15 protein-coding genes, 1 pseudogene and 1 riboswitch are annotated in these 23185 nt (G+C 70.4%); of the genes and pseudogenes, 5 read left to right on the top strand and 11 right to left on the bottom strand.

Going from position 1 to position 23185, the window contains the following annotated elements; translation table 11 throughout:
- Positions 1-31 precede the first annotated feature (31 nt).
- The 5 genes from D456_RS0116560 to putP all read right to left on the bottom strand — a co-directional run bounded on the left by D456_RS0116560 (position 32) and on the right by putP (position 5769).
- Positions 32-853 (bottom strand): alpha/beta fold hydrolase, encoded by an 822-nt coding sequence (locus D456_RS0116560; RefSeq protein ID WP_017577300.1) that lies wholly within the window; start codon positions 851-853, stop codon positions 32-34.
- 56 nt (positions 854-909) lie between these two features.
- Positions 910-2220: an acyltransferase family protein gene (locus tag D456_RS24325; protein WP_017577299.1), complete on the bottom strand. Its 1311-nt coding sequence runs from the start codon at positions 2218-2220 to the stop codon at positions 910-912.
- Between the two features lie 281 nt (positions 2221-2501).
- Positions 2502-3341: an ammonia-dependent NAD(+) synthetase gene (gene nadE, locus D456_RS0116550; RefSeq protein ID WP_017577298.1), complete on the bottom strand. Its 840-nt coding sequence runs from the start codon at positions 3339-3341 to the stop codon at positions 2502-2504.
- Between the two features lie 139 nt (positions 3342-3480).
- Entirely contained in the window at positions 3481-4089 is a 609-nt protein-coding gene (locus tag D456_RS0116545) for a putative glycolipid-binding domain-containing protein (protein ID WP_026115945.1), read from the bottom strand.
- Positions 4090-4185: 96 nt separating this feature from the next.
- A complete protein-coding gene (gene putP / locus D456_RS0116535) occupies positions 4186-5769 on the bottom strand; it encodes a sodium/proline symporter PutP (RefSeq protein ID WP_017577296.1) in 1584 nt (527 codons plus the stop codon).
- A 343-nt stretch (positions 5770-6112) separates the two neighbouring features.
- Here putP and D456_RS27115 point away from each other — a divergent pair, with 343 nt between their 5' ends.
- The 3 genes from D456_RS27115 to fxsT all read left to right on the top strand — a co-directional run bounded on the left by D456_RS27115 (position 6113) and on the right by fxsT (position 12228).
- On the top strand, positions 6113-6289 hold the full coding sequence (locus tag D456_RS27115) for a hypothetical protein (RefSeq protein WP_017577295.1): 177 nt from the start codon (positions 6113-6115) through the stop codon (positions 6287-6289).
- 20 nt (positions 6290-6309) lie between these two features.
- A complete protein-coding gene (locus tag D456_RS0116525) occupies positions 6310-8193 on the top strand; it encodes a trypsin-like peptidase domain-containing protein (RefSeq protein WP_017577294.1) in 1884 nt (627 codons plus the stop codon).
- Positions 8194-8376: 183 nt separating this feature from the next.
- The gene (gene fxsT, locus D456_RS0116520) at positions 8377-12228 is read left to right on the top strand and encodes an FxSxx-COOH system tetratricopeptide repeat protein (RefSeq protein WP_017577293.1); all 3852 of its coding nucleotides are present in this window, start codon (positions 8377-8379) and stop codon (positions 12226-12228) included.
- Here fxsT and D456_RS0116515 read toward each other — a convergent pair.
- A complete protein-coding gene (locus D456_RS0116515) occupies positions 12211-12447 on the bottom strand; it encodes a DUF397 domain-containing protein (RefSeq protein WP_026115944.1) in 237 nt (78 codons plus the stop codon). The genes fxsT and D456_RS0116515 overlap by 18 nt on opposite strands.
- Before the next feature lie 123 nt (positions 12448-12570).
- Here D456_RS0116515 and D456_RS0116510 point away from each other — a divergent pair, with 123 nt between their 5' ends.
- A complete protein-coding gene (locus D456_RS0116510) occupies positions 12571-12903 on the top strand; it encodes a CU044_2847 family protein (protein WP_017577292.1) in 333 nt (110 codons plus the stop codon).
- Between the two features lie 69 nt (positions 12904-12972).
- Here the strand turns inward: D456_RS0116510 and D456_RS0116505 are convergent, their stop codons facing one another.
- Positions 12973-14067 carry a ribonucleotide-diphosphate reductase subunit beta gene (locus D456_RS0116505; protein WP_026115943.1) on the bottom strand — a complete coding sequence of 365 codons (1095 nt, stop codon included), beginning with the start codon at positions 14065-14067 and terminating at the stop codon, positions 12973-12975.
- Positions 14068-14105: 38 nt separating this feature from the next.
- Positions 14106-16643 carry a ribonucleoside-diphosphate reductase subunit alpha gene (locus tag D456_RS0116500; protein ID WP_017577290.1) on the bottom strand — a complete coding sequence of 846 codons (2538 nt, stop codon included), beginning with the start codon at positions 16641-16643 and terminating at the stop codon, positions 14106-14108.
- 158 nt (positions 16644-16801) lie between these two features.
- Positions 16802-16993: riboswitch (cobalamin riboswitch) on the bottom strand.
- A 42-nt stretch (positions 16994-17035) separates the two neighbouring features.
- Between D456_RS0116500 and D456_RS28050 the strand changes: the two are divergent.
- Positions 17036-17476, top strand: a pseudogene (locus D456_RS28050) (hypothetical protein); the annotation flags it as partial.
- Positions 17477-17571: 95 nt separating this feature from the next.
- On the opposite strand, the gene D456_RS26300 reads toward D456_RS28050, so the two are convergent.
- The 3 genes from D456_RS26300 to D456_RS0116485 form a co-directional block, all read right to left on the bottom strand.
- Positions 17572-18120, bottom strand: coding sequence for a hypothetical protein (locus tag D456_RS26300; RefSeq protein ID WP_017577289.1), 549 nt, complete (start codon positions 18118-18120; stop codon positions 17572-17574).
- Positions 18121-18149: 29 nt separating this feature from the next.
- The gene (locus tag D456_RS0116490) at positions 18150-19991 is read right to left on the bottom strand and encodes an NYN domain-containing protein (RefSeq protein WP_017577288.1); all 1842 of its coding nucleotides are present in this window, start codon (positions 19989-19991) and stop codon (positions 18150-18152) included.
- 194 nt (positions 19992-20185) lie between these two features.
- Positions 20186-23170 (bottom strand): sigma-70 family RNA polymerase sigma factor, encoded by a 2985-nt coding sequence (locus tag D456_RS0116485; protein WP_017577287.1) that lies wholly within the window; start codon positions 23168-23170, stop codon positions 20186-20188.
- Positions 23171-23185: the final 15 nt, after the last annotated feature.

Below are 23185 nucleotides of genomic sequence, written 5' to 3'. Positions count from 1 at the left end.
TGGTAGCAAGATCCACGGTGTTACGGGCCCGTCAGCGCGGGCGGCGGCGCGCGTGGCCGCGGTCGGCGGACCGGCAGGTCCAGCGGATGTGCTCGGCGACCGCCACCGGGTCGTCGGCCATGGGGATGTGCCCGCTGCCGAGGAGCGAGACCATACGCGCGTTCGGCACCCGGGCGTGGGCGTGCACCGCGCTGGAGGGCAGCAGGGTCCGGTCGCGGTCGCCCCAGGCGATGGTGACCGGGCATGCCACGGGGCGTTGCACGAACGTGTACTCGGCGATACGCGGAACCATCCGCACGTAGGGCGCACCCGGTTCCAACCCCTGGACACCGAACCGGGTGGCCTTGGCTTCCGGCGACGACGGGTCCCCGCGCAGTGCCACCCGGGCGGCTGCGCGCGCGGGCGGGGTGTCGGCGAGCTGCTCCTTGAGGTGGGTGGGCAGCCGCGCGGCCGCGTTCGCCAGATGTCCGACGGTACGCATCCCCAAGCGTGCGGCCCGGTCGGAGAAGCCGGCCGGGGAGAAGACGGTGACCGACCCGGCGGCGCCGCCGGCGGCCAGCTCCAGAGCGATCGAACCGCCCAGGGAGTTCCCGGCCAGGTGGGGCCGCTCCAGCCCGTGCAGTTCGCAGAAGCCCCGCACGTCCTCGGTCATGGAGTACACGTCGTAGGGCTCATCGAGCATCGGGGCCGGGGTGCTCCCGAACCCGGGCAGGTCGACGGAGATGACGTCGTAGGCGTCGACGAGCCGGTGCATCACGTCCGTCCAGCTCTGTCTCCGGTCCCCGAGACCGTGCAGCAGCACCAGAGGGCGCCCCCGGCCGTGCCGTTCGTAGGCGATGCGTGCGGGATCCATCCTCCCGGTCTAACCGAGACGCTTTCCGAGGCCGGTCGGCACGCGCCGGGAGGACGTCAAGCTCCGGCGGACTCACGCTCGCGCGGATCCGCCCGGGTCAGTACCAGGCCTGTCAGTACCGACAGGAACCCGAGGAGGGTGAAGAGTCCGGTGCCCAGGCCTGCGACGGTCAGGGCGAGCAGGCCTCCGCCGATCAGCGCGGCGGCGAGCAGGACCCGTATCAGGCCGGGGGTGCCGTCCAGTGCGGTGGGCGGGGTCTCGAACCGCACCGCCCAGTGCGCGAGGGGCACCACCAGGGGCATGAGGACGGCCAGCCCCAGCACGCCCCACAGCAGCCACAGGCCCGACATCGGGTCGGGGGTGTGGACGTCCAGCCCGAACACGAGCACCCCGGCGACCACGCTGATCGGCACCATGTGCCACAGGTAGACCGTCATGAGCTGCGGACACACGCGGTCGAGGAGCCGGGCGGGTCCGGGGCGCTCGGTCCATGCGGCGATGCGCTCGCGCAGCAGCATGGCGGCGCCGACCTGGAGCGTGCCCAGCGCGGCCAGCAGCAGCGTCGGTGGGGCGACGTTGGAGGTCTCGGCGGCGAAGACCCCGGTCATGTTGAGTCCGTGGGGGCCGACCCAGGCGAGCAGGACCGCCGTGGCCGCGCCTCCGACGACCATGCCCACCGCGTACCGGCGCCGGAGCGTGGAGGTGGAGTAGTGGAAGCCGAGCTGGTGCACGCCCAGCCACACGAAGGCGACGTTGAGATAGCCGACGGCGTCGACACCGCTGCCGAAACGCGCCGCGTCGACGGCCGCAGCGCCCGCCAGCAGGCCGATCGGGACCCACCAGCCCAGGCGCTCGTGGGCGCGGGCCAGGACGGGGGTGGCCACGACGACGAGCACGTACGTCGACAGGAACCACAACACCATCCCGGCGGCACCGGCCCCCACGAGGACGGGCTGGTGGGGCGCACCGGCCAGGAAGAGCACGTGGCAGCCGACGAACCACACGGCGGCCAGCGGTACGACCGGCCAGGCCAGCCGGCGGAGCCGCTTCGCGTACCAGGTGGCGGCGGGTGTGCCGCGTCGGGAGGCGGACCGCCAGCTGATGAGGTTGGCCGCTCCCCCGACGAAGAAGATGAGCGGCATGACCTGGGAGACCCACGTGAGTACGAACCCGCCCTCTGTGGCCAGGACGCTCCCGGCGTCCAGGGTCCCGGTGCCCTCCTCGACCGCCAGTACCGGCAGCCACCAGTGTTGTACGACCACGAGCACCATGACCAGCAGCCGGATCGCGTCGAGGAACCGGTCCCGCACGGGGGCTGCCGGTGGCGTCGCTGCCGCCACGGCTGTCGTCGGGGTGGTCACGGGCATCGGTTGCTCCTTCGTCGCCGCCGGCCCACACCCTGTGGAAACACACGTTCCCGTGGCTGAAGGAGCAGTGCCGACCGGTGGCGGGGGGTCGCGGTGCGTCAAGGCCGCACCGGCTGTGCTGCGCCGGCGGGAATGCACGTCCGTGTGCCCGACGCGTGTTCGGATACGACCTTAAGTGCAAGAGGACGGTGTTCGCGATGGTTCGAGCACCCTGCTCCACCGGTGGACGGCACGCCCCCCGGTGGTGGTGCACGCACCACCACCGGCGAAGAACCCCCAGTTCAGGGCGAGGAGGGGGCCGTGGGGACGGCACGCTTGTGCGCAGTGGCCCGGTACCGCGCCACGAGGGTGCGTTCCACGTCCTCGGTCACGGGCAGGCCCTCGAGGAAGTCGTCGATCCGGTCGTAGCTCAGGCCGAGCGCCTCCTCGTCCGGACGCCCTGGCGCGAGCGACTCCAGGTCAGCGGTGGGGACCTTGTTCACCAGGTCGTCGGGGGCGCCCAACGAGGCGGCCAGTGCACGGACCCGACGCTTGGTCAGTCCGGCCAGCGGGACGATGTCGGCGCCGCCGTCACCGTACTTGGTGAAGAACCCGGTGACGGCCTCGGCGGCGTGGTCGGTTCCCACCACGAGGCCGCGCATCCCGCCGGCGACCGCGTACTGGGCGATCATGCGCTGGCGGGCCTTGACGTTGCCGAACACGAAGTCCTCGGAGGTGTCACCGTCGAAGATCATGCCGGCGCTGCGCAGGGATTCGGACATGGCGTCGCTGGCGGGGGCCACGTCCACGGTCAGGGTGCGGTCGGGGGCGGAGAACTCCGTGGCCCGGACGGCGTCGTCCTCGTCCTTCTGCCGACCGTAGGGAAGCCGCATCGCCACGTACTGGGCCTGGTGTCCCTGCTCGCGCACACGGTCGACGGCCAGGCGGCACAGGCGTCCGGCCACCAGGGAGTCCACGCCGCCGCTCATGCCCAGGACGAGGGCGGTGGTGCCGGTGGTGAGGAGCCGCTCCGCGAGGAAGGCCACCCGGCGCTGGGTCTCCACGCCGGCGTCGAAGGTCGCGGCCACGTCGAGGTCGCTGATGATTCCGCGTCGCTCCTGGCTCAGCTGGGTCTCGGTCACTGCGGCTCCCCCCGTCGGTGTGGTGTTCGTGTCCGCCGATTATCCCGGTTCGTTCCGGCCCCGTGTACCCCGAGCGCGGTGGCGGCCGCCACCGCGGCGGGGCGACGGTCCCGGCCGGGCCCGGTCGGCGCAGGTGCGTTCACGGACCGCTCCCGTGTCCGGAGCTCCTCGGGTGCGGCAGGCGGCGGGCCAGCCCTTCGTAGTCCACGACGAGCCCGTCGGTGTCCACGGACAGCCGGTACCGGCCGTTCTCCGGGTCTGCGTAGGTGTAATGGTCCAGGCCGTCGGCGAAACCGTGCCGGAGATACCGTTGGCGCACCCTCCGCACCGTCAGCGAGGGCACGTGCACCCAGACGACCGCGATGTCGCGGTGCTCGCCGGGGCGCAGGCCCAGCCGTCGGACGGGGAGGGTGTTGGTGAGCGGGGTGGCGGCCACGTCCACGTCGAAGCATCCCACCAGGTCGGGCAGCCGGGTGCCGTCCCCGCGTGCCCAGCTGCCGTCGCGTGCGGTGAGTTCGAGCCGGGCCGGGCCGTTCGCGGAGAGCACCTCCACACGTACACGCCGGGTCACCCACGCCAGGTCGGTCTCGACCCCGAACCGGGTGGAGAAGGCCTCGCCGTCATCGACGAGGGTCTCTCCCGCCTCCAGTACATACCCGTCCGGCCGGGGTGTGAGGGTCCCCATGCCCAGGCCTTCGGAGACGTCGGTACGGGTCCACACGGCGGGGTGTTCCGTCTGTGACGACATGCACCCGTTCTACCGTGGTGGGGCCCTGGGCGCCAGAAGTGCACGTGGGGCCCGTGTCCTGGCGAGGACACGGGCCCCGGGGACGGCGCGGACGGCTCAGGCCCCGGCGGAGGGCTCCTCGCGCACCGGGGGCTCGCCGGTCCTGATCTCGTGCTTCATGGCGTCGAAGTCGGTCGCCATCTGCTCGGTGACCTTGCCGAGCGGGTTGAAGACCACGATGCACAGGAAGCTGAGCGCCACGGCCGGGATCATCGCGTACAGGCCCAGGCCCAGCACGTGCTCATCGAAGATGTCCCAGACGACGGCCATGGACGCGCCGGCGACCATGCCGGCGAGCGCACCCGCCCAGGTCATGCGGCGCCAGAACACCGACATCAGCAGCACAGGACCGAAGCCGGCACCGAAACCGGCCCAGGCGTAACCGACCAGGTCCATCACCGATTGGTCGCCGAACAGGGCCACCAGCGCGGCGATCACGGCCACGACCACGACGGTGACCCGGCTGAGCCACATGAGTCGCGTCGGGGAGGCGTGCTTGTCGACGAACGCCCGGTAGCCGTCCTCGGTGATGGCGGAGGAGGCCACCAGCAGCTGGGAGTCGGCTGTGCTCATCACGGCCGCCAGGATCGCGGCCATGAGGAAACCGGCCACCCACGGGTTCATGAGGGCAGTGATCAGGGCGGGGAAGACCTGCTCGGGGTCACTCAGCGGTGCCTCGAAGTAGGCGATGCCCACATAGCCGACCAGCACCGCCATGGCCATGGCGGTCACGGCCCAGGTGACACTGACGGTCGCGGCCACGGGGATCTGTTTGACCGAACGGATGCCCATGTAGCGGGCGAGGATGTGCGGCTGGCCGAAGTAGCCGAAGGCCCAGGCCAGACCGGAGACGATGACGACCCAGCCGAGCGCCCCGGTGGGCTCCCACGTCCCGGTGTCGGCGTTCAGGCTCGCGCCGCCGAAGGCCGACAGGAGGGACTCGCTACCGGCCGCCACGCCGTCGCGCACCTCACCGAGTCCGCCGATGGCACCGACCGCGACGATCGGCACGAAGAGCAGAGCGATCCACATGAGCACCGCTTGGACGGTGTCGGTGACGGAGACGGCGAGGAAGCCTCCGATGACCGTGTAGGCGACGACGAAGCCGAGCCCGATGAGTACGGCCGGGACTGGGCCCAGTCCGAAGACCTGGTCGAACAGCGCCATCATCGCCGTCATACCGGAGGCGACGTAGAAGAAGTAGAAGACGATGATGATGATCGCCGAGACCGCGCGCAGCAGACGGCTGCGGTCGGCGAACCGGTTCTCCAGGAACGAGGACAACGTCAGGGAGTTGGACTCGCCACCGGTGAGGAAGTCCGTGACCCGGTGGGTGTACACCCGCAGGCGGGGGGCGAGCAGCACCCAACTGCCCAGGGAACCGCACGCCAGACCGACCGCGATCCAGGCCTCCCCGAACCCGGACGCGTAGATCGCACCGGGCAGCCCCAACAGGAGCCAACCGCTGAAATCACTGGCGTTTGCGCTGAGGGCGGTCACGAAACTGCCGAGTTTGCGGCCACCCAGAACGAAGTCCGACTGCGACTTCGTCTTGTTGTAGAAATAGACGGCCATGACGACCATCAGGCTGAGATAGATCGTGAAGGCCACGACCGGTTCCAGCAAGGACTCGGAGTTCAACCGGTCTCTCCCACATGGTCAGGCGCGCGGTCGCTCATTCCCTACGCGCTGCGGACGGATGATGACCGGGATCATGTCCCTTTGTTCGCCAAGACACAACGTGTCGTTCGTGGAACAACACCGCTTCGATACCCGGCCGAGTCATTGACCAGGAGGGATTGTGCGGCAGGCCATTCAGGGACATCCGGGTTCGTCCGATCGGACATACAGGTCGGCCTCGACGGGCCCGCGTGTGCGCGTCCCCACTTCGGCTCTCGCGCGCCGAGAGCACGTACCGCAGCGGAGGGGCGCCGAATTCACGAACGGACTGTTACTCCGGTTCCCTGCGGACTACGGTGACGGCATGGACGCTCAGCCCTCCGCCACCGGCCGCAGCATCGGCCCCTCGGGGATCTGCCCGCGGGGCGAACACGACTGGCAACCCGCGTCGCCCGGTTCAGCACGCCGGTTGTGCAGCAAGTGCAACTCGATGATGATGCGCAACTACGTCCCGGCCGGTGATCGGGACCGCCGCGCCTGAGGCGTGAGAGAGGCCGCCAAGTGACCCTCCCCCCCAGTCTCGCGCCCCTGAGAGAACCCGCCTGGCAACTGCGTGTCCTCGACGGCGACGGATTCCCCGTCGGCGGCGCCGTCCACATGTCCCCCCGCTTCCTCGTGACCTGCGCCCACGTGGTCAACACCGCGCTGGGCCTGCCCGCCGGCGCCGAGGAGCACCCTGGCGAGCGGGCACGTGTACGGCTCGCCCAGAGCCACGGTCCGGTGTGGGAGGCCTCGGTCGGGACCGAGGTGTGGTCCGCGGGCCACGGCGAGATCGACGTGGCCGTGTTGTGGCTGACCTCCGCCGGGTTCCCCGACACCGGGCACCCCGTGCGGGTGGCCGGTTCCCGGTTACGCCAGGGCGAGCCCCTCCGCACGACCGGTTACCCGGACGGTTTCGCGTTGCACTCCTCCCTGCTCTACCTCGGTCCGGCCGGCCCCTCCCGTGCCAGTCACCAGGCCACGCTGCCCGAGAACGAGGTCCAGCCGATCACGGAGGGGTTCAGCGGGTGCGCGGCCATCACCGGGTCCGGCGAACTGGTGGGGATCGTCCAGCAGAACCACTTCCACGCCCATGACGGGGACCGGCCCAGCGGTACCGCGTTCATACTGACCACCGATGACATGCCCGACGGGCACCACGCCGGCCGGCGGGACCACAGGTCCGGTACGGGGCCGGTGCCGCGCCTGACCGACGAGGCCCTGTGCGGCGAGGTCGCCTACGAGCGCCTGCACGACTTCCTGGACTCCGTCCCGGGGACGGTGCTGCCCCACACGCACCTGCTCGACGACGAGGAACTCCGCCGCACCCGGGAGCGCATCGGGCAGGATCCCAGTGCGTGGCAGGTCCTCATGGGCCTGTGGAACCTCGTACCGGCCGGGGACGCACCGCCGCTCCGGCTCGTGTGGGTGCACCACGCCCTGCAGGAGTTGCGCAGCCGCAGGCCCGTCCCGCCCTCCGCCGGCCGATGGCTGCGCGAGGAGGCCCGCGAGCACCTCGGCGACGGGTGGGAGCAGGAACTGGACTCCGAACTCACCCGACGGCTGTCGGCTCGGGCTTCCTCCCCCGAGGTGTCCGCGGCCGGGGACGGTACCGTCCTGCGGGCCGACCGGCGCCCCGACACCGTCGTCCTGTTCGACGTGGAACCGGTGACCGGGGGATACAAGCTCTCCCACGGCATCGCCCACCGCTCGGGGCAGGGCTACGAGCACCGGGAGCAGGCGACGATGCTGGTCCAGCGGTACCAGCTCCGCGACCGGGTGGGCGATCTCGTGAGCCGGGCGAGTTTCCGGGAGGGCCTCACCCCGGAGCGCGGATCACCGCGGTTGAGTTTCCTGCTGCCCAAACGCCTGCTCGGCCTGGACCTGGGGTCGGTCACCGGGCACCACGGCGACCGCCAGGACGCCCCGACCCTCGCCGAGGAGTACGAGCTCGTCTACCACGTGCGCGAGAGGGTGCGCCCGCCCCGGCCCGCGCCCGGCCGTGAACGGCTCTGGCGTGTGCGCACAGCCCGCCAGCACGAGCGTCCCCTGTTGAGTTCCGAGACCTTGCTGACCACGTGGGACAGGGTCGGTGAGGAGGTCCGTGCCGCGCTCACCGACGAGGAGGTGACGGTCTGTGTCGTGGAGAGCGACCGGACGGACACCCACAGCGTGTACGACGCGGTACTCGAGTCGGGGATACCGACGGTCCTACGTGGCCCGCGTCCGGCCCTGCTCACGCTGATCGGAGAACTGTTGACGGCCCGGTCGGAGGAGCAGCGGCACGTGTGGGCCCTTCCGTCGTTGTTGCGTGAGAGGGCCGAGCGCAAGCAGGGCGGGGAGGGGATCATGGTCGTGCACGACGAATACGGTGACGCGTTGTTCCGGGGGGTGTCGAGAATCTGATCCGCACCCCGCTCGGAAGGACGCCGGCCTCCGCTGATCCCCGGAAAACGCGCACGCGACGAACTATTCGCCAGAGCGTGCCGGGGTGGCAGAATCGACGGCAGACTCGTGCGTCGGAAACTCCGAGGACGGGGCACTACTTTCAGGAGCCCTTGAGAATGAAATGACGGGGGCAAAAAGGACATGACACCCCATAACACGCAAATTCCTGCCCTCACCCTCAGCGGTCTCACCAGCGACCCCTCGCACCTGGTGATCCTGCTCGACACCTCCCCCCTGATGCGCGTGCACGAGGACGAGGTCGCCGCACTGCTGCGCGACGCCGAGTCCGCCGGGGCCACGGTACGCACCGTCACACCCACACCCCTGGCCCGCGCCAACAGCGACGGCGAGCACCGGTGGCCCCTCGACGCGCCCCTGCCCGCCGGTGCCACTGCGGGCATCGTCGTCACCGACGCCCAGGACCGCGGCTGGCGCCAGCCCCACTTCCGCTCCTGGCTCGCCGAGCTCAACACCCGCCTGCCCCTGCACGTGGTACACCTGCTCGACCGATCCACCTGGCACCGCGGACCGGTCCACCCTGCCCCCATGCGCCTCACCGGTTCCCGGACCAACGACCCCGCCGCCTGGTCGCCCGCCCACCCCGACGACGGAGACGACCTCCCCGACGGGGTCACCTCCCTCCCGGTCCTGTCACCGGAGAACCCGCCCGAGCACCGACCCCTGCCCGTGCCCGACACCGGCTGGGAGGCGGACGTGTGGGCCCTGCCCCTGGACGGCAGCCGCGACGACGACGCCACCCTCGTGCCCGATCCCGTCGCACACTTCCTCACCCACGCCTCGCTCGGGGCCCGGCTGCTCGCCCAACGCCTCGCCCAGGCCCCGGTCAACCTGCCCGTGGCCCGTATGCTCCACCAAGGCATCCCCCACGATCCCGGTCAGGAGCGCACCCGGCGGACCGAGGTCGCCGAGGTCCTCGGCAGCGGCCTCCTGGACCCCACCCACCCGATCGGCGATCTCCACGACCCCGTCGAGGCCGCCCTGGAGTTCCTGCCCTGTGTCCGCCAACAGCTCCTCGGCCGGCTCGGCGACCTCAGCACCATGCGGTCGGTCTTCTTCGCCCTCGGAGTGGAGTTCAAGGAAAACGCGCAGGTCTTCCAGTGGCTGTCCCGGCTGGAGACCGGAGCGCCCCCCGAGATCACCGTCCCGAACCGGGAGAAGGGCCTGGCCCGGGCCGTCCTGCCCGCCCTGCGCCAGATGCCCGGCGAGTACCGGCGCTTCGCGGCCCGCCTGGAGCACGCCCTCGACATCAACAGGCCGGTACCGCCCTACACAGCACCTTCCCCCAGCGCGGCCGCAGGCTCCCCAGCTCTCGCAGGACCACCCCGGGCCACACCGCGGCCCGCGGGACCACCGCCCTCCCGGAAGGAGCAGACCCCCCAAGTGAGCATCCACGACCACATCGACGAGGAGTCCACCGGATCGGAGCCTGTCAGCACACGGACCGGAGGCTTCCGCCGCCGGCGCCGCAGCTCCGCCCAGTTGCGCGGCCTGCCGCCGCACAACCGGCACTTCACCGGCCGGGACGACTTCCTGGAGCACATCCGCTCCTCGTTCGACTCCCCCGAGACCTACGACGGGCTCTACCTGCTCACCGGTGGCGGCGGTTACGGCAAGACCCAGATCGCGATCCAGTACGCGCACCAGCACCGCGACGACTACGACCTCATCTGGTGGTTCCCCGCCAACAACGACACCGACGTCCAGCAGGCCTACCTGCACCTGGCACGTTTCCTGGGGATCTCCGGCGACCTCGGCAACTACGAACGCACCGTCGAGCGGGTCCACGAGGCCCTGCAGTTCCGCGAGGACGTCGGGTACTGGCTCCTGGTCTTCGACGACGTGGAAGACCTCGACAAACTACGCGAGCAAGGGCTGCCCACCGGGCGCGGCGGCGACATCCTCATCACCTCCCGGGAACAGAGCTGGTTCCAGGACGGGGTCAGCGATGGCAGGGAGGTGCGCGAGCTGCCCCCGCAGGAGAGCATCACCCTGCTGCGCCGTGTCTGTCCCCAGGGCCTGGACGAGGACACGGTCGCCCTGCGCATCGCCGAGAAACTCGAACACTTCCCCCTCGCCCTCGCCCAGATGGGCGCCTACCTGCGCGACTCGCTCATCAGCCCCGAGGAGTTCCTCGACCAGCTCTCCAACGAGTTCTCCTCACTGCTGGACGAGGTCGGCCCCGACGGGCACTACAACAAACCCCTGGCCGCAGCCTGGAACGTCCAGCTGGAGGGCCTGAAGCGCGGTTCGGAACGCGACCGCGAGCTCAAGCAGCTCGTGCGCGAGTTCATCCAGCTGTGCTCGTTCTTCGCACCGCGCCCGCTCAAGCGCACCCTGTTCCACCGGGCCCGCGGGCTCAGCGACAACCGCGAGCTCGCCAAGATCCTGGGCGACGACCGGGCCCTGAACAAGGTCCTGCGGTACATGAGCCGGCACAGCCTCGCCGACCTCGACCGCCGCAACTACACCTTCCAGCTCCACGGCAGTTTCCAGGCGGTGGTGCGTCGCACCCTCGGCGAGGACGAGCGGGTGCGCTTGCGCGACCTCGCCCACCGCCTGCTCGCCCAGAGCGACCCTCTGGGGCCCGAGAACCCGCAGAACTGGTCCGAGTACCAGCTCTACTACGCACACATCGTCTCCTCTCAGGCCTGGCGCACCCGCGACGTGCAGGTGCGCAACCTGGTACGCAACGTCGTGGTGTACCTGCTGGAGACCGACAACCCGATCATGGCCCAGCGGATGGCCGAGCCGGCGATCGAGGCCTGGTACGACGACCCCTCGCAGCGCTTCGAGATGGAACTGCTGCGCAACACCGCCCTGCGCCTGCGCGACCAGAACACCCTCGCGCTGGAGGAGGCCGACCGGATCCTCGCCGAACGCCGCGAGCTGGACGGCGGCGACAGCGAGGAGGTCCTGGAGGCACGGCGTGCGCGGGCCGTCGCCCTGAGCCACTTGGGTGAGTTCGAGAGCGCGCTGGCGGAGTTCCGTTCCATCCGCGAGAGTGTGGTCGAGCTCTACACCGACGAGGACGACAACGCCCTGGTGGCCGCGCACGACGTCGCCGTCACCCTGCGGCAGCTCTTCCGGTTCGGTGAGGCGTTGGAGATCGACGAGGAGAACCTCCGGCGCCGGCGCCACCTGTTCGGCTCCAACGGCATCCCGACCCTGCGCTCACAGATGGCCCTGGCCACCGGCATGCTCGGTCTGGGGCGCATGACCGAGGCGGCTGCGGCCCTGGAGGACTGCTTGCAGCGGTTCGAGTCGGAGGAGGCCGATGACAGCTCGCACGCGGTGGACATCCCGCTCTTCCAGTCGGTGCTGTACCGGCGCTTCGGCGACCACGACCGGGCGCTGGAGCTGTCCCAGGGGGTGGCCGACGGCCATTACCTGCGCGACCAGCTGCGCAACCGCACCGAGGTGTTCGTCTACAACACCCACGCGGTGAACCTGGCCTTCAGCAAGAACGTGGAGCACGCCGAGCTCCTGTCCGAGCGGCTGCTGCGCACGGTCGACCGCCACTACGGTGAGAAGCACTCCGCCCGGTGGATCACCCGCGTCAACGCCGCGATCGTGCTGCGTGCAGCGGGCCGCTTCGAGGAGGCGCTGGAGCTGGACCGGGTCGCCCATGAACGCCTGTCTCAGCTGCTGCCGCCGGAGTTGGGCCCGCTGGCGCCGGTGGAGATCAACCGGGGCAACGACCTGTTCGGACTGGGCCGTCTCCAGGAGGCCTTGGAGCAGGACACCACGGCTCTGGCCACGTGTGAGGCCGGACTGGGCCGGCACCACCTGTTCACCCTCATCGCCCGGCGCAATCAGCTCATCAGCCGCCGGGCCCTCGGTGAGGAGGTCGGTGAGGAGTGGTCGGAGCTGCGGAGCGAGTTCGTGGCCGGATACGGCCCCGACCACCGTTACGTGCGGGGGATGGACGAGTTCGTCCGGCTCGACGCGGACTTCCTACCGGTCTCCCGGTGACACGCTGCGGGGGGTCACCGCCAGCAGTCGGACCCACTCCCCGAACGGGACGCCGAGCTCCGCGGCCGAGGGGTTCTGGGAATCGCGGACGTGTGCACCGTCGCGGCGGAGGCGAGCTTCCCAACATTGGCCCCTGTCGTACGAACGGCGGGACTTGCGCCAAGTACCCGCGCTCCGGCCGTCGGCCCAGTTCAACGTCTCGCCCTCCCGCGTTCCCATGTCCAGTTGACCCACGATCTCCTCTGAGCGACGACCGACTTTTGACGGCACATTCCCCCATTTTACGTTCCAACCGGACAATCACGGAAGTCCGCAATAAATACCCACATCCGAGGTGCCACGGTGAACAGCACGATCGACTTCGTCACCGATGACGGATTCACCGTCAAGATCGAGCCCGCACAACAGCGCCGGCAGGGGGCGCACAACGTCAGCAAACAGAACGGAACCGCCACCGGACAAAAACATCTCGACGACGTCCTCCTGCGTATCCGCAAGGTCGCCGAAGCCGTTTCCTCGCAGATCAACAGGTTCTCCGAGATCCCCGGCGCCCCCTCGGGCGCGGAAGTGGAGTTCGGGATCAGTGTGAGCGCCGAGGCCGACGCGGTCATCCTCAAGGGCAACGGCGAGGCCACTTTCAAGGTCACTCTCACCTGGTCCGGTCCCCACCCCTGACACGGCGCGGGGCGCCGGGGGAGGTCCTGCTGCCCCCCGGCGCCCCTGCCCGGCCGGGCCGCCCGTGGGTCAGTCCCAGTCGAGCCCGCCACCGGACTGGTACTCGATCACCCGGGTCTCGAAGAAGTTCTTCTCCTTCTGCAGGTCCATGACCTCCGACATCCACGGGAACGGGTTCTCCGTCTCGCCGAAGATCGGAGCCAGGCCGATCTGCTCGGCCCTGCGGTCGGTGATGAAGCGCATGTAGGTCTCGCACAGCTCGGCGTTGAGACCGAGCACACCGCGCGGCATGGTCTCGCGGCCGTAGGCGACCTCCAGTTCACAGCCCTCCACCAGCATCTGCCGGACCTCGGCCTGGAACTCCTCGCTCCACAGGTGCGGGTTCTCGACCTTGATCTGGTTGATCACGTCGATCCCGAAGTTCAGGTGGATCGACTCGTCCCGCAGGATGTACTGGTACTGCTCTGCGATCCCCACCATCTTGTTGCGCCGACCCAGCGACAGGATCTGCGCGAACCCGGTGTAGAACCACATGCCCTCGAAGATCACGTAGAAGGCGATGAGGTCGCGTAGGAACGCCTGGTCCGCCTCGGGCGTACCCGTGGAGAACTCGGGGTCCTCCAGGTTCTGCGTGTACCTGAGCGCCCAGGAGTCCTTCGCCGTGATCGAGGGGACCTCCCGGTACATGTTGAACAGCTCGCCCTCGTCCAGGCCGAGGCTCTCGCAGATGTACTGGAAGGTGTGCGTGTGCACGGCCTCCTCGAAGGCCTGCCGGAGCAGGTACTGGCGGCACTCGGGGTTGGTGAGCTGGCGGTAGACGGCCAGGACGATGTTGTTGGCCACCAGCGACTCGGCCGTGGCGAAGAACCCCAGGTTGCGCTTGAGCATGAGGCGCTCGTCGTCGGTGAGGCCGTCCGCGGACCGCCACAGCGCGATGTCGGCCTGCATGGCGACCTCGGTGGGCATCCAGTGGTTGTTGCAACCGGCCAGGTACTTCTCCCACGCCCAGGTGTACTTGAGCGGGAGGAGCTGGTTGACATCGGCCCGGGCGTTGATCATCGCCTTGTCGCCGACGTCGACGCGCTCGGCGTCACGCTCGATCTCCCCGAGTCCGGTGCCGGTGTCGACGGTGTTCGGTGCGCTCATGGCGGTGGTGCTTCCGATCCTTGGCTGGGTACTGCGTGCGTGCGACGGGGTGGCCGTCACTGGCAGGCCTCGCACTCGGGGTCCTCGATCGAGCAGGCCTGGCCCTCGTCGACCTCGAACCCGTCCTCGGCCGGGGCAGCGCCCGCGGAGGGCCCCGGCGAGGGCGAGGGGCTCGGGGAAGGGGACGGGGAAGGGGCTGCCCCGGGCGTCGGCGCCGGGGTGGCCGAGACCGCGTTCAGGCGGCCGTCGGTGCCCTTGATGGTGCTCTTCTCCACGTGGGTGGCGCTCTGGGAACGCAGGTAGTACGTGGTCTTGAGCCCCGAACGCCAGGCGCGCCTGTACAGCTCGTCGAGCTTGCGGCCGCTGGGACCGGCCATGTACAGGTTCAACGACTGGGCCTGGTCGATCCACTTCTGACGGCGTGCGGCGGCGTCCACCAGCCGGTTCGGGTCGATCTCGAACGCGGTGGCGTACAGGGCCTTGAGGTCGTCGGGGACCCGCTCGATCCCGCCGAGGCTGCCGTCGTGCAGTTTCAGCTCCGTGACCATCTCCTCGTCCCACAACCCGCGCTCGCGCAGGTCGCGTACCAGGTACTCGTTGACGACCGTGAAGTCGCCGGACATGTTCGACTTCACGAACAGGTTCCGGTAGACGGGCTCGATCGACTGGCTGACACCGGTGATGTTGGCGATGGTCGCGGTCGGGGCGATCGCCATGACGTTGGAGTTGCGCATGCCGTGCTCGCGCACCCGTGCACGCAGGGTGTCCCAGTCCAGTGTGCTGCCGCGGTCCACGTCCAGGCCCCCGTCGCGGGCCTGGTCCAGCAGGTTCAGGGAGTCCAGGGGCAGGACCCCCCGGCTCCACAGCGACCCGTCGAAGCTCTCGTAGGAACCGCGTTCCTCGGCGAGCTCGGAGGAAGCCTCGATCGCGTGGTAGCTGATGAGCTCCATGCTGTGGTCGGCGAAGTCCACGGTGCCCTGCGAGGCGAACGGCAGACGCAGGCGGAACAGGGCGTCCTGGAACCCCATGAGCCCCAGCCCCACCGGGCGGTGGCGCATGTTCGCGCGCTCGGCCTCGGGGATCGTGTAGAAGTTCACGTCGATGACGTTGTCGAGCATCCGCACTGCGGTGCGCACGGTGCGGCGCAGGTGCTCGCGGTCGATGCCGTCGGGGCCCACGTGCCGGGCGAGGTTGACCGAACCCAGGTTGCAGACCGCGACCTCGTCCTCGCCGGTGTTCAGGGTGATCTCGGTGCACAGGTTGGAGGAGTGCACCACACCCGCGTGCTGCTGTGGCGAGCGCAGGTTCGAGGGGTCCTTGAACGTGATCCAGGGGTGGCCGGTCTCGAACAGCATGGTGAGCATGCGCCGCCACAGGTCCACCGCCGGGACGCGTTTGAAGACCCGGATCCGCCCGGCGTCGGCGTCGGCCTCGTAGCGTTCGTAGGCCCCGTTGAAGGCGGGGCCGTAGCTGTCGTGCAGATCGGGCACCTCGTCCGGCGAGAACAGCGTCCACTCGCCGCCCTCCTCGACCCGGCGCATGAACAGGTCCGGTACCCAGTTCGCCGTGTTCATGTCGTGGGTACGGCGCCGGTCGTCACCGGTGTTCTTGCGCAGGTCGAGGAACTCCTCGACGTCGATGTGCCAGGTCTCCAGGTACGCGCACACCGCCCCCTTGCGGCGCCCGCCCTGGTTGACCGCGACGGCGGTGTCGTTGGCGATCTTCAGGAACGGGACCACGCCCTGACTCTTGCCGTTGGTGCCGCGGATGTGGGCCCCCAGACCGCGCACCGGGGTCCAGTCGTTGCCGAGCCCGCCCGAGTACTTCGACAGCTTCGCGTTGTTGCTGATGCCGTGGAAGATGGCTCCCAGGTCGTCGCCGACCGTGGTCAGAAAGCACGACGAGAGCTGGGCACGCACCGTCCCGGCGTTGAACAGGGTCGGGGTGGAGGCCATGAAGTCGAACGAGGACAACAACTCGTAGAACTCGATCGCACGGGTGTCGCGGTCGTCCTCGTTCAGGGCCAGACCCATCGCGACCCGCATGAAGAAGGCCTGGGGAAGCTCGTAACGCACACCGTCGTCGTGCAGGAAGTAGCGGTCGTAGAGGGTCTGCAGCCCCAGGAAGGTGAACTGCTCGTCACGGTCGGCGTGCAGGGCCGAGCCGAGGCGTTCCAGGTCGAACCGGGCGAGCTCCGGATCGAGCTGGCCCAGGGCGATGCCCTTGCGCACGTAGTCGGCCAGGTAGCACCCGTAGCGCTCGGCCATCTCGGACTGGCCCGCGGCGTCGGGAACACCGGCGACATGGGTGAGGGCCTCACGCCGGAGCTTGTCCAGCAGCAGCCGGGCCGCGGCGAAGGAGTAGTCGGGGTCGGCCTCCACAAAACTGCGGGCGGCCATGACCAGGGCGAGCTCGACCTCACCGTCGGAGATGTCCGGGTAGAAGCCGCGACGGGCCTCGGCGAGCACCCGCTCGGCGGAAGCGCCCGGCAACCGTGCGCAGGCCTCGGCCACGACGCTCTCGATCCGGTCGGCTGCCGCAGGGGGCGCGGCAGTCCCGGCTGCATCGGGCACGGCCTGGACATCAAGGGTCATAGAGCGGCTCCAACCTCGTATCGGGTTCCCTGCGGGGACCGACGAGGAGGAAACGCGTCACACACCGACAGGACCTGCTGCGCCCGGGGCGCAGCGGTCACGGGGACCGGTGTCGTCGCGGTGAGCTCGCCCTCGAAGCCCCCGACATCCGCACACGTCGCACGCGTGCACCGGTGGCAGGTCTTCGGACTCACGGGCGGCCTACACGACCGTCGCTTCCCAGGCCCGGACCGGACCCAGTGCCGTTGACGGCCTTCGTTCCCGTTCACCGCTGCGGGGCAGTCCCGGACTCACACCGGGTTCCCTCTTGCCTCACCCACGTGGGGTGAACCATCGGCGGGTCAGATACTACATCTGGGGGAAGGCAGCTCGGAACATCGCAAGATGATCGCGTGCCACCTTTACGGGCCGCACATCTCACACTGCCTCGTCCGGGCAGCACGCAACCCGGCCGGCGGCCCGGGGCTGGGCCGTCCGACCAGACCGCGGGCGCCATCTGCCTGCCTCGCATCCGCTTCCGAGGGGCTCTCGTGCGCCCCCGGCCGTTCGGCAGCGCTCTTGACCGGCACACCGGGGCGCGAGAGGTTCCTTGCGCGACCGGCACGACCGACACGAGAGGTGCACTGTGGCCGGCGACCCGGGCCTGGAGCTCGCACAGGCGGCGTGAGGTGCCTCGGAGCCGTTCAGCATCCTGTTGGGGACGCGGATCGCCGCTTTCGGCGGGGGCGCCTCTGGAGCTGGACGTGCGCGACGAACTCCTCCAGCAGAACGGGTACGTGCACGGCGGCGTGCTCAGTTACGCAGCGGACAACGCACTGACCTTCGCCGCCGGGAGCACGGTCGGTCCGGCCGTGCTGACCTCCGGCTTCAGCATTGAGTATCTGCGTCCGGCCGTTCGGAGGGGACAGGGCCGGACGCGTAGGACGGATCAGATGGAGCGGTCGAGGTCGTCCTCGTCCAGATCCAGGTCGGAACGGATACGGAAACGGATACGCAGGAGTTCCTCGAACAGGTCGCTGCCGTCCTCCGGGTGGTTGCGCGCGCCGCAGGTGGCCCACCACTCGGCGCCCTCGAGGTCGCCATGGGCGTAGAGAACTTCGGCAATGTGCAGGTATGTGGGGAGCCCGTCGGGAGCGTCCTTCTCCAGACGGCCCAGATGGGTGTGGGCACGCCCGATCTCGTCCATCTGCAGGAGCGCGCCGGCGCACAGGGCCCGCGGATCGATCACGGTGTGGCCGCCGTCGTCTATGGCCCGTTGGTAGGACGCGCAGGCGCGTTCGTACTCCTGAGCGATCTCCCACTGCTCACCGGCGCGCACGAAGAGCTCGGCGCGGGTGATCTCACTCGCGGCCTCGGCACGATTGGCCAGATCCTGCAACTGCGCTGCGACCCTGCCGTGCTCACCGGACCTGACAGCGTCGAACTCCAGCCGGTCGAGCTCAGCCGTCGTCACGTGGGTCACCCGCATCGCCCCCATGCCCTCCTCGCACTCCACACACACCGGGGTCAGGGCCTGGCACGCTCCAGCGCCTGCCAGAACCCCTGACGCAGTCCTTCCCGGACTTCGTCGCGCAACAGGTGGTCGACAGGCAGTGCGGACCCCTGGAGCAGACGCGCCTCCAGGTCGGAGGGCATCCGGGGCCTGCGGGCGAGGACGGCCTCGACCCACAGGGCGGGCGCCTCGCGCGCGATCGACTCCGCGAAGCCGCTTCCTTCCTCGTGCGCGACGTGCACCGCTTCCTCAACGGTATGCGCGGCAGCCGTCCCATGTTGGGGATATCCGTGAGCGGACCCGGATTCCTGGTAACCGGACGATCCGAAACCGGTGCCGTGGTCGGGACCAGCAGGTGACCGCACCCCGTTCGCGGGGGTGGGCCCACCGCCGTGGGCGGCCTCAGTTGCCGTACTGGTCCCATAGGTAGGGTTTGTGTCGCCCGCACCCCCGTAACCAGGGTTCTCGCCGGTGCCGAACCGCGGATCCTGCGGTGGAGGGGGTGCGTCTCTGGGGGGCGGCGCGTGTCCCGCCTGTGCGTCTCCGGCGAAGGAGGGCTGCGGGCCGGTCCCGTGCGCGAACGAGGGTTGGGGGCCTGTGCCCTGTTGATAAGGGGGCTGCTGCGGCCCGGTCATCGGATGGCCGTGGGGCGCTCGTCCGGGCGCGCCGTAGATGTCGGGATCGGTGCCCTGCGACGGTTGACCGCCGGTGGAGGCGTACCCGGGCTGGGCACCGGCCGGTGCCTGCCCGGGCGGGGGCTGGTCCTGCCGACTCGGGTGCTGCGGGTACGCGTTCTGCCGTTGGGGGTGTTGGGGCGCATGGTGCTGCTGTGGTGCTTGCAGCTGCTGGGATGACTGCGGCGGCTGCAGCTGTTGCGGCGGCTGCGGTGCCTGGGGGGCCTGCTGTGCCTGCGGTGGTTGGGGCGGTTGGGGGTGGCCTCCGCCGGGATACGAGGCGCCGGGGTAGACGCCGGTCCCGCCGACCGGGATCTGCTGGCCGGAGGGGAAGCCGTTGGCGTCGATCCCGCCCGAGGGCTGCCCCTCCTCCGGACCCGCGAGGTGGTCCCCTCCGCGTTGTTCGGCTATGGAACGGCGCATGGCACGCAACTGGTCCATCGCGCTGCCCTGCTGGTGCGACGGGTTCCCGCCGGTGCCGGCGAACATGGCCTCGAGCCCGCCGGTGGAGGGAGCCGCCACTTCGACGTGCTCGCCACCGGGCCGGGCGGCGACCGGATGCCGTGGAGCCTCGGGCCCCGAACGGGCCCGGCCGTTGGCGAAGGGGGCGGTGGTCTTGGCCGCTTCCTCCTGGGACGCGGCCCCGCCGTCGAGGAGGTTGACGTGCGGCCGCAGGTGTCCCGCACCGATCTCGATGAGATCGTCGCACTCCCGCCGCAGGGCCCGGGAGATGGTCCAGTTCCCCTCGACGGAGATGTGCACGACGGTGACACGCACGCCCAGGTCCTGGACGTCGGCGACCACGGAGGACATGTCCTCGTCCCCGCTGACCAGCACGGCGTCGCACAGGACTCCGGTGCGGGCCAGGGTGGTCAGGTCGCGCTGGACGTAACTCTCCACGCCCTCCCGGCGTCCGGGTCTGATCCTGGCGCCCCGGAACTTGATTCCGGGGATGTCCGCGATGCCGTCCTGCTCCTGGGAGCGCCGCTCGTCGGCCACCGCCTCGTACCAGTAGCAACGCAACAGCGGAAGACCGGTGCGGTCCCGGGCCACCTCGTTGAGGAACTGGACGAGCCCGGCGTAGTCCCAGGACACGGAGTCCCGGTTCCGGGTTCCGTGCACGGCCATCGCGCCGTCCGCGAGAAGGTATCCCGCGTCGACGAACAACGCGCAGCGGTCCACGACACCGCCCCCTTCCCTTTCGTTTGAGGGGTCATCTCCATGACCGGGGCTCAGCCTAACCAACTCTGTTTGCTTTTGCCCGCCACTCACAAATACAGGAAGTTACCTAATGACTACACAGGGCTTCTTTTTCTTCATGTGCCGAGCCGGGCACGCACCGGTCCGGTGCGTGCCCTCGACTGCGGTCTCGGGGGTCAGCGACGCATCGGCGCGTCGAGAGCTACTGCTCCCACCACGATCGCATCCTGATCCGACCGGATTCGGATGTCCGTATCCCGCCCGAGCAAAGGCGCGAATCGAGCCACGTCCGTCCCGAACGTGAAAGGGTCCCCGACCGCACCTCGCGAGGACGAGACGAAGGCGTTGTCCGCCGTCCCGTGGTGGCCGCCCACCGGGGAGACGGGATCGCCGTCCACGGTGACCCGGTCACCGCCCAGATCGGCGTCGCCCTCCCAGGCCACGACGTCCATCTCCCCCTGCACCGAGGGCGGAAGCAGGCCCGAGACGGGAAAATGCGCTTCCGAGCCCCCTTCGAAGACCGTCACCGTGTCGTCCAGGACCATCGTCTGGGTGTACTCCTCCACCGAGGGGTCCTCGAACACCACGACCAGACTCCACCCCGCGTGGACCCCGCTGCCTTCCAGGTACGGCGTATCGGCCACCCACCATTCGCCCGGGCCGTGCTCGGCCACCAGCGGGGTGATGTCGGCGAAGGCATGGTAGGCGCTGTACCCGGGGAGCCGGGCGTCGGAGTGCTCGCTCGCCACCACCTTCTCGTAGGACTCCGCCCCGGGGCCCTTGACCCGCGCGGTGGGCCCGGCCGGGTCCCCGGCTCCGGAGAAGTACAACCCGGCCCAGAGAACGGAGCCGCCCTCGGGCATCTCCCACTGCGCGGAGCTGGAGGCCGAGGTCGTGGGGTCCGCGTCGCGGTCCAGGGGAGCCATGGTCCAGTGGTCGTTGTCGCGGTTCCCGCCGCCGCGTTCGCGTGTCTCGGCACAGGAGCCGGGAGCATCGCCGTCCTCCCCGTCCGGCCCCTCGGCGGGTGGCCCCTCCGGGACGGGGCCGCCGCCGTCCTCGGGGACGGGAGTCTCCCGGGGTTCCCCGGGCTCGGGGCTCTCGGGCGCGGTGCCGTCGCCGGGATCGGGCAGCTCCGGGGGCTCGGGGGACCCGGGCGCGTCGGGCAGGCCGGTCCCTGGCACGTCCTCCGGCCCGGCCCCCTCGTCCGGGGACGTGCTGTCCTCTCCCCCGTTCCCGGGGCCGCTCTCGCCGGGCTCGGCCGGGGCTCGGCTCCGGTCCCCGGTATCGGCCTCCGCACCGGGCACACCGGGGTCGGGGAGCGGGACCTCGGGGTGAGGCGTATCGGGGCCCTCGGGGAACTCGCCCTCCGGCAGGGCCCCGGGGCGGGGCCACCCCTCCAGCGGCCACGGCCACCAGTGTCCGGGATCGCCCGGTTCCACACACGTCATGAGGCTGTTGCCCACGGCCTGGGAACCGACCTGGCCCGCGGCGGCGTACCGCGCGGGCACACCCTCGTCCTCCACACCGCGCTCCCCGTCGACGGTCACGGCCGTCTCACCCGAGCTGACGGTGACCGACCCCGGGGTCCCGGGCTGCGCGTCCGGGGCCACCCGCACGTCCAGGTACTGGGTCGCGTTCTCCCCCGCCCCGAGGCCGGGCAGCACACACGTGCCCTCGCCGCCCTCGGACGAACAGCTCCAGTCACCTGTGCCCGACAGGGTCGGAAGGGCACTGCCCGCGCCGCCGGCCTCGACGAGGTTCACACCGGGAGGGAGAGCGAAGTCGGCGGTCACGTCCTCCTGTGTTCCCTGGCCGATGTTGCGTACGTCCAGGACCATGATCCCTTCGGCCCCCGGGAGCAGGGAGCCCACGGGGTCCACGCCCGCGGCGAAGACCGGGAGCTCGTCGTCGACGGGCAGGTCCTCCTCCGGGACGTCGGCGGGCAGCACCGGTTCCTGCGGGGGACCCGGCTCCTCACCGGGTTCCTCGGGTACCTCCGGATCGTCCGGGGGTTCGGGGGCGTCCGGACGTTCGGACGCCGGGTCCCCGGGTTCCGGGTCCTGTCCCTCGGGGGCCGGAGCACCGGGGCCGGAGGTGTCGGGGTCCTCGCCCGCGTCCCCCGGTGGCGTGTCCGGACCGTCCGGCGTATCGGGGCCATCGGCGCCGCCCGGGGCCGGCGGGTCCCCCTGGGGCGCCGAACCCTGCGGCGCGGATACGGGCGGCGGATCCTGCGGGACGGGCTCCTCGGCACTGACCAGGGCCAGAGCGACCGAAGCAGCCACGGCGGCGGCCGCCGCACCCGCTGCCGAGGCCTGCTGCCGGCCGCGGGACAGGCGGTCCCATCCCAGGCCCGTGGCCGCTCCCGGCCCGGCGGCGAGGTAACCGGCGGCACCGGCCCCGGCGAAGATCGGCAGCACGATCCCGCGCAGCCCGACGTTGACGTCCATGAGCTCGGCGAAGACCTCGCGGCAGTGACCGCAGCCGTCCAGGTGGGTGTCGACCCGACCGGTCTCGCGTTTGGCCAGGCCTCCGCGCACGTAGGCGCCCAGCAGGCCGAGGGTGGGGCGGCACCCCGCAGGAGCGGCCCCGCCGGCCAGGTGCATCTGCAGGTAGGCCTGGCGCAACCCTTCGCGGGCCCGGTAGGCGAGCGCAGCGACACCGTTGGCCTTCATACCGAGCAGGGGGCCGACCTCCGCGGGCTTGGCCCCCTCGATCTCGGTGTGCCACAGCACGGCCTGCCACCGCTCGGGCAGGGACAGGAAAGCGCGGGCGATGAGCGAGCGTTCCAGGCCCTCCAACGCCGGGTCCACGAACGGCTGGCCCGGAGCGATGCTCTCCATGTCCTCGGTCGCCACCTGCCGCTTGTCACCGCGTCCCCGGTCGTGTGCGGCGTTGCGTACGGCGGTGAGCAGGTAGGGGCGGAAGGCATCGGTGGGTCCACCGCCGCGCTGGATCACGCTGAGTACACGTGTGAAGGCCTCGGCGACGGCGTCGTCGACCTCGGCGTCACCGCGCAGGAGCTGGCGGGCGAGCCCGCGCCCCGCAGCCGCGTGCCGTTCGTACAGGACGGCGTAGGCGCCGGTGTCGCCGTCGCGCACCCGAGCGATCAGCTCGGTGTCACCGACCAGGATCTCTGTGTCGTTGCCTCGGGCGTCGGTCACCCAACGTCCTTTCTT

Origin of the sequence: Nocardiopsis kunsanensis DSM 44524 (assembly GCF_000340965.1) — a bacterium.
GTDB classification, from domain to species: domain Bacteria; phylum Actinomycetota; class Actinomycetes; order Streptosporangiales; family Streptosporangiaceae; genus Nocardiopsis; species Nocardiopsis kunsanensis.
Note: the sequence above shows the minus strand (reverse complement) of the source record. Positions and strands in the feature narration are given on the sequence as shown.